The organism is Acinetobacter sp. YH12039 (assembly GCF_013420015.1).
Taxonomy (GTDB): domain Bacteria; phylum Pseudomonadota; class Gammaproteobacteria; order Pseudomonadales; family Moraxellaceae; genus Acinetobacter; species Acinetobacter amyesii.
The window spans coordinates 16,150-29,269 of record NZ_VOZA01000019.1; the positions used below are offsets into that span (position 1 = coordinate 16,150).

General features: G+C 41.0%; 13 protein-coding genes. 6 read left to right on the top strand and 7 right to left on the bottom strand.

The window, feature by feature from the left end:
* Nucleotides 1-37: 37 nt before the first annotated feature.
* Nucleotides 38-934 (bottom strand): LysR family transcriptional regulator, encoded by an 897-nt coding sequence (locus FTT98_RS09600; RefSeq protein WP_180041090.1) that lies wholly within the window; start codon nt 932-934, stop codon nt 38-40.
* A 104-nt stretch (nt 935-1,038) separates the two neighbouring features.
* Here FTT98_RS09600 and FTT98_RS09605 point away from each other — a divergent pair, with 104 nt between their 5' ends.
* Nucleotides 1,039-1,941, top strand: a complete 903-nt coding sequence (locus FTT98_RS09605; protein WP_180041050.1) for an AEC family transporter — start codon at nt 1,039-1,041, stop codon at nt 1,939-1,941.
* A gap of 81 nt (nt 1,942-2,022) precedes the next feature.
* Here the strand turns inward: FTT98_RS09605 and FTT98_RS09610 are convergent, their stop codons facing one another.
* The 6 genes from FTT98_RS09610 to FTT98_RS09635 all read right to left on the bottom strand — a co-directional run bounded on the left by FTT98_RS09610 (nt 2,023) and on the right by FTT98_RS09635 (nt 6,599).
* Complete coding sequence (locus tag FTT98_RS09610) at nt 2,023-2,310, bottom strand: PA4642 family protein (RefSeq protein ID WP_067766167.1); 288 nt, start codon at nt 2,308-2,310, stop codon at nt 2,023-2,025.
* 286 nt (nt 2,311-2,596) lie between these two features.
* On the bottom strand, nt 2,597-2,869 hold the full coding sequence (minE, locus tag FTT98_RS09615) for a cell division topological specificity factor MinE (RefSeq protein WP_078190039.1): 273 nt from the start codon (nt 2,867-2,869) through the stop codon (nt 2,597-2,599).
* 2 nt (nt 2,870-2,871) lie between these two features.
* On the bottom strand, nt 2,872-3,684 hold the full coding sequence (gene minD, locus FTT98_RS09620) for a septum site-determining protein MinD (protein WP_067670152.1): 813 nt from the start codon (nt 3,682-3,684) through the stop codon (nt 2,872-2,874).
* 65 nt (nt 3,685-3,749) lie between these two features.
* Complete coding sequence (gene minC, locus FTT98_RS09625) at nt 3,750-4,469, bottom strand: septum site-determining protein MinC (RefSeq protein ID WP_078193110.1); 720 nt, start codon at nt 4,467-4,469, stop codon at nt 3,750-3,752.
* A gap of 125 nt (nt 4,470-4,594) precedes the next feature.
* On the bottom strand, nt 4,595-5,659 hold the full coding sequence (locus tag FTT98_RS09630) for a preprotein translocase subunit SecA (protein WP_373423587.1): 1,065 nt from the start codon (nt 5,657-5,659) through the stop codon (nt 4,595-4,597).
* A 16-nt stretch (nt 5,660-5,675) separates the two neighbouring features.
* Entirely contained in the window at nt 5,676-6,599 is a 924-nt protein-coding gene (locus tag FTT98_RS09635) for an acyltransferase (RefSeq protein ID WP_180177323.1), read from the bottom strand.
* A 247-nt stretch (nt 6,600-6,846) separates the two neighbouring features.
* On the opposite strand from FTT98_RS09635, the gene FTT98_RS09640 reads away from it, so the two are divergent.
* From FTT98_RS09640 to argB, 5 genes are all read left to right on the top strand, one after another.
* Nucleotides 6,847-7,479, top strand: a complete 633-nt coding sequence (locus tag FTT98_RS09640; RefSeq protein ID WP_180004246.1) for an OmpA family protein — start codon at nt 6,847-6,849, stop codon at nt 7,477-7,479.
* 137 nt (nt 7,480-7,616) lie between these two features.
* Complete coding sequence (locus FTT98_RS09645) at nt 7,617-9,656, top strand: UvrD-helicase domain-containing protein (RefSeq protein ID WP_180041046.1); 2,040 nt, start codon at nt 7,617-7,619, stop codon at nt 9,654-9,656.
* A 64-nt stretch (nt 9,657-9,720) separates the two neighbouring features.
* Nucleotides 9,721-10,173 (top strand): dUTP diphosphatase, encoded by a 453-nt coding sequence (gene dut / locus FTT98_RS09650; protein ID WP_078193106.1) that lies wholly within the window; start codon nt 9,721-9,723, stop codon nt 10,171-10,173.
* A 565-nt stretch (nt 10,174-10,738) separates the two neighbouring features.
* On the top strand, nt 10,739-12,163 hold the full coding sequence (locus FTT98_RS09655; RefSeq protein WP_180040458.1) for a phosphomannomutase/phosphoglucomutase: 1,425 nt from the start codon (nt 10,739-10,741) through the stop codon (nt 12,161-12,163).
* 10 nt (nt 12,164-12,173) lie between these two features.
* The gene (argB, locus tag FTT98_RS09660; RefSeq protein ID WP_078190033.1) at nt 12,174-13,082 is read left to right on the top strand and encodes an acetylglutamate kinase; all 909 of its coding nucleotides are present in this window, start codon (nt 12,174-12,176) and stop codon (nt 13,080-13,082) included.
* The last annotated feature ends 38 nt before the right edge of the window (nt 13,083-13,120 follow it).

A 13,120-nucleotide genomic window follows, 5' to 3' on the forward strand; every position in this document is an offset into this window, starting at 1 on the left:
CTAAAACAAAAAACCTGCTTCGGCAGGTTTTTTATTTTTAGATTGAGAACTCATCTTGGTAGAACATGGACTGGGCCAGTTCGATAAAGGCTTTGCAGGCAGGGCTCATGAGTTTTTGATTTTTTACGGCGAGTCCAATTTGCCGTTGGGTATTTGGAAAGAGTGGACGTTTAACCACATGTGGATGCAACGCCAACAGCTCAGTAGGCATCGCCATATCTGCAACAATAGCAATCCCTTCCTGTAAATTCACCATGTTTAAAATGGTTAACAGTTGCGACATTTGATAGGTAATTTTAGGTTGTATGTAGTGTTGTTTAAGCAGTTTTTCGACATGGGACTGGCTGCCTGCACGGGTCATAATAAAGGGGTAATTTTGCAGGTCTTGGATATCTAAATGACTGTGTTTGGAAACTGAATAACTATCTGGAATCAAGGCAATGAAAATGTCTTGAATTAAGGGGAAGGTGAACAGCTGCGGCTTGGGGAGTACGGCAAAACCAACATCAATCTGACGTTCAGAAATCCAACGAGACACTTCTGCATCAGTACCTTCTTCGACATAGATTTCAATGTGTGGATAGCGCTCTCTATATGCCTTTAATAGCTCTGGAAGCAGATGAATCGAACTAGAAGAACCAAAAGAACCAATTCTCAGTGTTCCTTGTTGAATACCATGTGCGGCATGCACTTCTTGTTGCATGATTTGTGCGGTATTGATGACTTCTTTGGCATGCAGCAATAACTGCTGACCAATGTGGGTCAGGCTTATTTCGCCTTGCTCACGGCTAAATAAGCTGACATTCCAATGTTGCTCTAAACACTTTAATGCATGAGAGACAGCCGACTGAGTAATTCCCAGTTGCCGAGCAGCGAGAGTAAAGCTTTGTTGTTCTGCGACTTTAATAAAAATTTCAAGCTGAGAAAATGTCATTGCCATGAGTAATTGCTCATTTCGTTATGAGTCTAGATGAGGATTATATTGTACTACATAAATGGTTAAAGATGAAATAGCTTGTTTATTTCAAGGCGTACAGCATGAATATCGTCGTCGCATTGTTTCCCCTCGTTGCATTAATAGCGATGGGCTATATGCTTAAATACACACAGTTTGTTCAGGATGAATTTTGGGCAAATTCAGAAAAACTCAATTACTACGTTTTATTTCCTGTGCTGCTATTTTTGAATGTATCAGCCGTGCAATTGGATATGAACACTGTTTCACGAATGTTGACAGTACTGGTTGCGGGCACCTGTTTGATCAGCATCGTGTTGTGGGGGATCAAGCAGTTTATGCATATCCCCGTGCAGCGTTTTGGCGTGTATATCCAAAGTCATATTCGTTTTAATACCTATATTGGCTTGTCATTAATGGGGGCGCTGTTTGGCTCAGAAGGCATGCAAATGTTTGCCATGTTGATTGCTGTGGCTGTTCCTTTGGTGAATATCATTTCTGTCCTGTCTTTTTCCAATATCAGCGTTAAACAGCTTGGACAAACCTGTATTTCTATCGCGAAAAATCCGCTCATTCTAGGTTGTGTAGTCGGTGTTCTATTTAATTTATCAGGTCTCACCTTATTTAATGGTTTACCCGAGCTGCTAAAAATATTGGCGGCAATGAGTTTACCTTTGGGTTTATTGTCTGTGGGAGCGGCATTACAGTTTCAGCAAATGCGCGCCGATCTACGTCGTTTAAGTTTAAATACGATAGGGCGTCTCATGTTAATGCCATGTATTGCTTATCTATTGAGTACATGGATGGGTTTGACTGATTTTGAGCGGATGATTTTAGTGGTCTTTTTTGCTTTGCCGACGGCATCATCGTCTTATATTTTGACACGCTATTATCGGGGCGATTCACAACTGATGGCGGCGATTATTAGTGTACAAACCATTGGTTTTGGCTTGATGTTTCCATTGCTCATGTTGACCGTGCATTGATTATGATGATATTCAATAACGCCGATTTTAAATAAGATAAAAAAAGCCCGCATCATGCGGGCTTTTTTTTGTTACTCGAAATTAAGCAAATTTTGCCAATACTTCGAGGAAACCTGCGCTTTGACGTGGGTATTGAGCAATCACGTCATGAATACGCTGACCTTCAGGATTAGTTGCGTTCACATCACGGCCATCGGCAACGAATTGAGTCAAAAGACGCTCATAGTCATTTGGACGCATATGTTTGAAAGCATGGTAAAGCACGTGAAAGTCGCCATTCACTCCTTCAGGAGGAAGCTGAGTAAGGTAGGCAAATACACGCTCATCTGACCATTCTTCGTTGAACGTTGCTGGCTGAGATAATGCCATCGCAATCTCCTTGCTGGTTTAAAAATACAAAAAGGCAAAAATGAGTACGCAAGTAAAATGGTTTTATTCGTCATCTCTAAGTTAAGCGACTCATTTTATGGTTGGATCAAAAGTTATTTTTTATCCCGTTTACTCGAAGCAAAGCTTTTGATCTAACAAAGGAATAAAACTAATCCAGCCCACTCGAAGCAAAGCTTCTCATCTTGCGGCTGGGTAAAGCAGCGCTTTACTGATCCAGCCTCACATTTTGCCTTGATTCAATTTACTTGGCTAATCAGAATTCAGATTAACGTTCTTCAGGCAAATTGATATTCATTTCAAGCATTTCAATATTCGCTTCAGAACGAACAGACATTTGAATATGTTGCTCATCTACACCACGAACATAGCGGTTTACTACTTGCATGATTTCTTTTTTCATCATGTCAATCTTGTCTTGGCTAAGGCGTTTACCTAGACCATTTTCAGATGCCACGATGACTTTTAAACGGTCTTTTGCCGTTTGTGCGCTTGACGGTTTCTCGTCGCTGCTAAAAAGTTTGCTCCAGAATCCTGCCATGATTACGCTCCAAATAGACGTGCTAACCAACCCTTAGGTTTTACCGTAATATGACGGTAAGGGCGCTCTTCACCAAGGAAACGTGCAACAAGGTCATCATACGCTTGGCCAGCCGCTTCTTCTGTAAACAGAATCACTGGTTTACCTTCGTTTGATGCTTGTAGAACGCTTTTACATTCAGGAATAACACCTAAAGTCGGTACGCGTAAAATATCTTTTGAAATGTCATCAATCGTCAACATCTCTTGTTTATCCGCACGTTCTGGATTGAAACGTGTAATACAGAGATGCTTACGGATACGACCTTCGTTTTGTTCTACTTTTTTGGTTTTGCTGTCGAGCATACCAATAATACGGTCAGAGTCACGTACCGAAGAAATTTCTGGGTTCGTCACAATGATCGCTTCATCAGCATGATACATTGCTAAAATTGCACCACGTTCGATACCCGCAGGTGAGTCACAAATAATGTAATCGAACTCTTGAGAAAGTTCGTCCATCACACGTGCTACACCTTCATCTGTTAACGCGTCTTTATCACGTGTTTGAGATGCTGGCAAAATGTAGAGATTTTCAATATCTTTATCGCGAATAAGCGCTTGTTGTAATCGAGCTTCGTTATTCAATACGTTTACAAAGTCATATACAACGCGGCGTTCACAGCCCATGATCAAGTCAAGGTTACGTAAACCCACATCAAAGTCGATCACAACAGTTTTGTGGCCGCGAAGGGCTAAACCTGTTGCAAAAGATGCGCTTGTAGTTGTTTTACCTACGCCACCTTTACCTGATGTTACGACAACAATTTTCGCCACCGAATCCACTCCTGTTATGGTTTAAATCCCCTTTTTTAATTAGGGGTTTGGTGATTATTTATACATTAAAATTGCAAAGCTTCAAATACTAGCTCTTGCTGGTCATTCAAATAAATATGTACTGGCTGTTTGACCACATGAGGTGGAATGTCATCAGCGACACAGTAAGTCCCTGCAATTGAAACCAATTCAGCTTCTAATGAATGGCAGAAAATACGTGCAGCCGTGTTCCCACCAGCTCCGGCAATGACTCTACCACGAGCACTACCATAAATATGTATATTTCCTGAAGCAATTACTTCTGAACCGCTATTAATACCAGCATTAATAATGATATCGCCATGGTCTTGGACTAAACATTGACCTGTACGCAAGATTTCATTGTGATACGACGTAGCATGACGAATGGTCGGTACTTCGACTGCAGCAATTTTATCTTCGGTTTTTTCTTCTGCAGGCGCGGGTTCTTCAACCACTTGTTCGCGTGTCGGTTTAACTTGTTGTAGTTTGCGATCCGCAGGAACTACGGGAAATTGGATAGCACGTGCTTGGTCCGATAGCGGACCTTCAGTGACACCAATCGGTTGAATTTCAATACTAATAAGTAGTTGAATCAGTGCAATTAGTTCTTGATCAACCGTACTTTCAATCACGGCTAATGTTCCGGGTGGAAAAGCCTTTTGGAACATTGGAGTAAGTTGCTGGCGGATCGCATCATGATCATTGGTATCGAGGTGAATGCGAATCGCATTGACCATTTTGCCTTTTATCCGTATATCAGCCATATTGAATCCTTGAGACTTCTAACTATTACTTTTGTGCCGAAGTAGTTATGTTGTAAATAGAGCAAATCCTAGAACAATTTGCATGAATACTCTAGCGGAGTTCGCAATTATTTTTGACTGAGTGTTTATTCTGTAGCTTGGTCCTGTTCCTGCATAATCTGCTGCCACTGTTTTACTTTCACTTGCTTACGAATGGCTTCTAGACTTTCAAAAACCGCAGAGCGAACCAACTCATCCAGCTGGGCATTATTTTCGATTTCAATACGGCTAACACGCTGTGAAATGTCTAAATATAGATTGGGTTTTTGAGCCGTAGATGTATTGGGATAAGCCAATGGGGAAATTAAACCTTGGGTAATATTTTCACCCAAACGTTGCCCGATACTTTGAATCTGCTGTTCAATGCGGCTGCCAACGATTGGCACTAAGCGCAATAGCTGCGTGAGCTCGGGGGTATCTTCAATGGCCTGACTGACGATTTGTCCGACATTTTTGGCGATCAATTCACGTTCAGTACGTAGCTCTTTGCTTAAATTTTCTTGCAAAATCTCAGCTAAAACTTGGGTGAACATCTCGCGGTGATGCTGCACAAGATTACTAATTAGGTCTTTATGGGTTGTACTGGTATTGAGCTCATGCTTAACACCATCTAACACGGTAAGTACTACTCGATCAGACAGTTCTTCCATCACCACACGATAATAAAACAAAGCTTTCTTTTGCCATGCCGATGGCACGATCTGATAACCCATTTCATACAGTCGATAGGCAATCACGCCCGCGCGAAATAAACGCAGGAAACGTAAATGCGGCACAATAGCTAAAATTTCGTACCAATGTATAAACGGGAAGAAGAACCAGCGCTGATGGTGCTTGTTGATGATGGCAATCGCCCAACGCACCAACAGTTCTACAATCAAAAAGATAATGAACCACGCTTCGGTGGTAATCACCCACGGATGCAAATGTTCACGGTAAAAACTCAGCACATCGGGCAGGTGGATACTGTTAAAGAACCAACTGCCAAGATTGCTCATGAGGAAAAAGTTCATGCATAGGCAGAACAAGTTAAAAACAATAATAAACACCATGAAAATGTCATAAATCAAAAACAGTTTGAATGACCAACTGTTTGGATTGACATGATGATATTTAGATTTCTTGTTTTGCGGCATGCTGTTCTGCGACATAAAAACTTCTTCTTAATTATTCAGTAACTGAGTATTTAGCTTTCATACGAGTAATGAGTTGGTCTTTCTCTGTCCACAGCTCATCCACCCAATGCTGAAATTTTTCACGGAACTCTACGTCATCTTCATAGTTGCCGCCATGCACCCACGTTGGAATTTTAATTTTACGTAAATCCACGGCTATGCGTGGAACTTCACCGAGCCAAAATTCGCCATAACCCGGCGCACCATTTGGATAGACGATGGTCATATCCACGAGGGCATCAACTTGATCCCCTAAAATATTGAGTGCCAGTGCTAAACCACCTGCTTTCGGCTTTAGAAGGTTTTGATACGGCGACTGCTGCTGCGCATGTTTTTCAGGTGTAAAGCGAGTGCCTTCCAAATAGTTCAGCAGGGTAAAAGGCTGGCTCAATAACTGTTCACAAGATTTACGCGCTTCTTCCATATCTCGATATTTAAGTTCAGGATTTTTCGCGATTTGTTCTTTGCTATGACGTTTCATCATTGGAAAGCCTAAAATTTTAAAAGCTTGTCCCACAAATGGAATGAAAATGAGCTCCCATTTGGTAAAGAAACGTGTCAGTGGCATACGGGTTAAACCAAAATATTGGTTAACTGTTGTATCGACCCAACTCTGATGGTTACAGGTCATGAGATAACGACCCTGCAAATTTAAATCGAGGTCTTCATCGATGGTGATATCCCATTTTGTGTTGGGTAAAACGTGATCAATTAACCAGTTATTGACCGTGAGCCAACTGTTGGTAATTTTTATGTTGGTTTCATCAACCTTTTTTGATTTTTTAAAGAGTTTGGTTAGACCAAGGGCTAGTACAGGAGGACCATGGAAAAAAGTACTGCCTGTCATAACTGAACCGACGGTAAGTCCTTTGCTAATTTTTTTTAGTGTCGGTTGCTTATTTGTTTGAGATGACATATAAAAAGTCCTAGCGGAAATTGTCCAAATAATGATTGATTCTAATAAATATAGTTCGAGTTGATTAAATAAAAAAGGGCATCTGCAGAACTGTGAAGAAATTGTGATGGAATTAACAAATAAATCTCGTATTCATATTACAAATTGTAACTAAACGTTTTATTATTAACAAAAAATCAATGGTTCAGCCATTTGTTTTACTTCATCATTTCAACCATACAACAAAACACAAAGAAGGAGGCATGCAATGCGTGCACTAGTAATTTCGGCAGTAGTTGGGGCAATGGCACTTACTGGTTGTCAAAACATGGAATATGACAAAGCAGCAATCGGTACTGGTCTAGGTGCTCTTTTAGGCGCTGGTATTGCTTATTCTAATGCTGATAAAGACAAAATGGGTCAAGCAGCTGCAATTGGTGCTGTAGTTGGTGGTGGTGCAGGTCTTCTTCTTGATAAGAAAGAACAACGTCTTAAACAAGAATTGGCTGGTACTGGTGTTGACGTAGGTCGTAATCCAGATGGTTCGATCAACCTTGTTATGCCATCAGTAACTTTCGCAACTAACTCTTCAACTATTCAATCTCAGTTCCAATCTGCGTTGAATGACGTTGCTAAAGTATTGCGTGAAGACGGTACTGCAAACAAACTTGCAATCGTTGTACACGGTCACACAGATAACACAGGTTCTGATGCGATCAACAACCCACTTTCTCAAAACCGTGCAAACTCAGTGAAAAACTACCTAGCGTCTCAAGGTATTTCTTCAACTCGTATTACTGCACGTGGTTACGGTTCAACTTCTCCAGTAGCGGATAACTCAACTGCTGCAGGTCGTGAACAAAACCGTCGCGTAGAAATCTCAGTTTACGAAACTAAATAAGTTTTAGTTCGAAACGAAAGGCCACCCTCGGGTGGCTTTTTTTATGGCATTTTTAATGACCGATAAAATACATTTTGCATTAGGCAAGATCGTTTCAGATGACTATAATCATCCTCGAATTAATAAGAGGAAAGACTATGTCACTGGCAAGTCAGTTGAACGACAAGCAACTTGAAGCAATGAAATACACTCAAGGACCCTTGTTAGTACTTGCAGGGGCAGGTTCAGGCAAAACATCGGTGATTACCCGTAAAATTGCCTATCTGGTGAAGCATTGTGGTATTCCTGCGCACCGTATCACCGCGATGACCTTTACCAATAAGGCCGCGCGAGAAATGAAAGAGCGTGTGACAAAGCTGATGAGCCGTGAAGAGGCAAAAGGGCTGTCGGTTTCTACCTTCCATAACTTCGGGCTGAATATGCTCCGTTTGGAATTAAAAAATACACCACTGAAAAATAACTTTTCAATTTTAGATGCAGATGACTGCAAACGCATTTTGATGGACTTAATGCATCGTGACAATTTATCCGGTGCAGAAAGTAAAGAGCTGATTGCCAAAGCCATGAAAATGATTTCAGATTGGAAAAACGATCTGATTCCACCTGAGCAAGCGCACACCACCTGTGAAACAGCAGAAGATGTTCAGTTTGCACATCTGTATCAACTGTATGAGCGTAATTTACGTGCCTACAATGCTGTGGATTTTGATGATTTGATTGTCATGCCGACGCGCTTATTACAAGAAAATGCAGAAGTGCGTGATCGTTGGCAGAATCGAATCCGCTATTTATTGGTCGACGAATATCAAGATACCAACACCGCGCAATATATTTTGGTGAAATTGCTTGTGGGTGTCATGGGGCAGTTCACCGCGGTAGGTGATGATGACCAATCGATTTATGCATGGCGTGGTGCTAAGCCTGAGAACATGGCTTTATTGAACGAAGATTTCCGTAATCTGAAAGTCATTAAGCTTGAGCAAAACTATCGCTCGACCAGTCGGATCTTAAAAGCAGCAAATACCGTTATTGGCAATAACCCACATATTTTCGATAAAAAGCTCTGGTCAGATAAAGGCCACGGTGAAGTGATCCGCGTGATTACTTGTCGTAATGACGATGATGAATCAGAACGCGTCGTAAAAGACTTGATCACGCATAAGCTGATGAACGGTAAAAACTGGAAAGACTACGCCATTTTATATCGTGGTAATTTCCAAGCGCGCGCTCTTGAGACACAGCTCCGCCAAATGCAGATCCCGTATAAATTATCGGGTGGTCAGTCTTTCTTCGCTCGTGCTGAAATTAAGGACTTGATGAGCTACTTGCGTCTGATCATTAACCCTGAAGATGACAGCGCATTCTTACGAATTATCAATACGCCAAAACGTGCGATTGGTCCTGTGACTTTGGAAAAGCTTGGTCTATTTGCGCAGGAAAGTAATTTATCTTTGCTCAGTGCAGCAGGGGATCAGCGCTTGAGCATGGCGATTCCGAAAAAAGCCACAACCCAATTGGCCGAATTTGCGGACTTTATTTCGACCTTTACCCGTGAATTATTAGAAGATGATGAGCCTGTTCCCATTATTCGTCGCATGATGATTGAAGCAGGTTATATCGACTATGTGAAAGAGTCTGCAGCGACACCTGCGCAGGAAAAAACCAAGCTGGATAATATTGAAGTGCTATATAGCAGTATTCAAAGTTTGATTAACCGTGCAGAAGATGTAGATGAAAAGAACATTGAAAGTGTGATTCGTAAGATGGTGCTGCTCGATATGTTAGAACAGCAACAAGAAGAAGAAGACACCGATAAAGTCAATTTGTTAACACTTCATGCGTCGAAAGGTCTGGAATTTCCATTCGTTTATTTGATTGGTCTGGAAGAAGAAATTCTACCGCATAAGAACTCTATCGCTGCCGACACCGTAGAGGAAGAACGACGTCTGATGTACGTGGGAATTACTCGTGCACGCCAAGGTTTAACTATGACTTTGGCAGAGCAGCGTAAAGCCGGTGGTCAAATGCGACAAATGACACCAAGTCGCTTCTTGGACGAACTACCACAAGATGAATTGGAGTGGTTAGGACGCAAGAAAAAGCTGGCAGGGGATATCGATCCTAAACAGCAAGCACAGCATTATTTAGAAAATTTACGCGTGCTGATTAAGCGTTAAAGCTTAATGCGTAGAATATATTATTTATTTTTTGAAATTCGTTTTATTGAAACAGGAATGAACCATGAAAGTTCAAGTTAAAGTTCTCGACACACGTTTAGGTACGGAATGGCCAATGCCAACTTATGCAACAGCAGGTTCGGCAGGCCTTGATCTACGTGCATGTGTAGAAGAAACCACCGTGATTGAACCGGGTCAAACTGTTCTGGTAAAAACAGGTCTATCTATTTATATCGAAGATACGCAGTATGCAGGTTTAATTCTGCCACGTTCAGGCTTAGGTCATAAACACGGCATCGTGTTGGGTAACTTGGTCGGTTTGATTGATTCAGATTACCAAGGTGAATTGATGGTGTCTGTTTGGAACCGTAGCCAAACGGCATTCAGCCTAGAGCCGGGTGAGCGTTTAGCACAATATGTTTTAGTGCCAGTTGTACAAGCTCAGTTTGATATTGTGGATGAGTTTGAAGCCACTGAACGTGGTGCAGGCGGTTTTGGTCATACAGGTAAAAACTAATCAGCGCTAAACATATTGCTGCAGTGCGTTGACAAGTAACATGCCTGCAATCAAGTAGCTAATAAAAAACCATCCTCGTGATGGTTTTTTATTTAAATTTTAAATTTATTCATAATATCTAGATTTTTATCGTGAAAGATTATGGTGCCTACCAGAGAGTGTTGAATTCTGATGAACTTAATACGTTTATACTTTTGAATGACATGAATATCTGAATCAATGATGAGTGATTTTATTTTGATCAATTTACTATATGTGTACAGAGTGGATTTTGAATATAAAAATCTTGGAAAAGTAAAAATTTAATTAGATAAAAGAAAATAAGCAAGTTAATTAAATGTAACTCAAAGATTTATTTATGAAAATAATCTTGAAAACAAGAAGTAATGTTAGATTGTTGTCAGATTTTTGGTCAGTGCTTAAATATTATTAATTGATTATTAACTAAAATTGTTATAAAAAAGTTACACTTTTTTACAGGATTTTATCCTTTAATTAAAAGCTTAAATTCTCATGAGAATTTTAGATTTTTTAATTAATAAAGATGTAATTAGAAGAACATAGTATGGGTTCACTGTTTAATCACTTTCCGCAACATATTTTTCGTGCATATGATATTCGCGGGAAAATATCGCTATTAAATGCTGATTTAGTTCAGTCGATTGCTTACGGCTTAGTAAAACAATATTTAGATGCAGGTCAAAAGAGCCTTGCTATTGGCTATGATGCGCGTTTAACCAGTCCAACCTATGCAACAATAATTCAAAAAGTCTGCCATGATGCTGGCCTTGAAGCGGAAATTATTGGCTGCTGCTCAAGCCCGATGTTGTATTTTATTGCGGGACAATTTCAAGGCAATGGCATTATGGTGACGGCGAGCCATAATCCAAAATCAGATAATGGTATCAAGTGGATTATCAAAGGTGAGCCACCTTGCCCGGAGATGATTCAACACGTCGCAGTCGAAGCACGAAATTGTTTCTCATCGGAACGTGTGCATTTGATGACTAAACTTGAGCCACACGAAATCAAGCCTGAATATTGTTTGGCTTATCAAAAATTCATTTTAGATGACATTCATTTACAGCAACCGCTTAAAGTTGTGATCGATGGCATGCATGGTTCAGCTGGGCATTGCGCAGCCTTATTATTAAATAAATTAGGCTGTGAAGTTTTGGCACTACGTTGCCAAGCTGATGGACATTTCCCTGATCATGCTCCAGATCCATCACAGCTCAAATATTTAACCCATCTCCGCCAAGCCATACAGCTACAAAAAGCCGATATTGGCATTGCTTTAGATGGTGATGGTGATCGTTTAGTGCTGATTGATGAGACTGGCAAAGTCGTTTCTGCAGATCGATTATTGTGTTTATTTGCTGAAATTTGTTTGACTCAAAAACCACATGCAGAGGTGGTATTTGATGTGAAATGTTCAACAATGATTCGGGATACCGTGTCTGATCTAGATGCGCAGCCTGTCATGATTCGAACGGGCAGTAGTTTCTTGCGAAAATATATTTCCCAATCTAAAGGCAAAGCGGTTTTTGGCGGAGAGTACGCAGGGCATTATGTTTTTAATGACGGCCGCGGCGGCGGTTATGACGATGGTCTATATGCTGCACTAAGAGTCTTAGAATATATTCAAGCTCAGGGACTGACATTGTCAGAAGCTTTGGCGAAATATCCAGAGCGCTTTAGTACCGAAGATTTATATGTCAGTACGCATCAGCATGATCCAGCGGAAGTTTTAAAGCAGGTTGAAGCCAATTCTACGCGAATTCTGGCACAAATCAGTAAAATTGATGGAATACGCCTTGATTTTGATGATGGATTTGGCATCATTCGAGCATCGAATACAGGTGAGTATTTCACTTTACGCTTTGATGCCAACTCATCAGCACGCTTAAAAGAAATACGAGATCTGTTTGTTTCCATGTTAGTTGAGCACTATCCAGACATTGCTCATGACATTCCAGATGCTCAATAAGGAGAGGCAAATGCCACATCAACATACTGGCATCGACAAAGCACAAATCCTGACGGAAGCTTTGCCGTATATTCAACGTTTTGCGGGTAAGACGCTGGTAGTGAAGTATGGTGGTAATGCCATGACCGATCCTGAGCTTGAGAGCTCATTTGCACGTGATATCGTGCTGCTGAAAACGGTTGGTTTAAACCCGATTGTCGTGCATGGCGGTGGTCCACAAGTGGATTCATTCCTCAAACAATTAGGCCGTGAGTCTGATCGTATTGACGGTATGCGCGTGACTGATCCTGCAACGATGGAAGTTGTCGAGATGGTCTTGGGCGGCAGCGTGAACAAATCGATTGTGAACTTAATCAATAAACACGGTGGCCGTGCCATTGGTTTAACGGGTAAAGATGGTAATTTGATCCGTGCGCAAAAATTATTGATGGAAAAAACAGCCGAAGATGGTTCAGTAAAACAGATTGATTTAGGTCTAGTTGGCGAAGTGGTTGGTGTGAAAACTGACGTACTTGAAATGTTTACCCAAAGCGATTTTATTCCTGTGATTGCACCATTAGGTGTAGACGAAGACGGCAATACCTATAACATCAATGCTGACTTGGTTGCAGGTAAAGTGGCGGAAGCATTGGGTGCGGAAAAGCTAATTCTATTGACCAATATCACGGGTGTTTTAGACGAAAATAAAAATCTGTTGACTGGGTTAACCACCCAAGAAGTCGATCGTTTGATTGAAACTGGCGTGATTTATGGCGGCATGATTCCGAAAGTTGGCTGTGCATTAGATGCAGTCAAAGGTGGCGTAATCAGCGCGCATATTGTTGATGGTCGTGTACCTCATGCAACATTACTTGAAATCTTTACGGATCATGGTGTGGGTACATTAATCACCAATCGAACCAATGTGAAAAAAGCTTAAGATACTTAGCATTTTTTGATATAAAAAAGCCTCTTTTG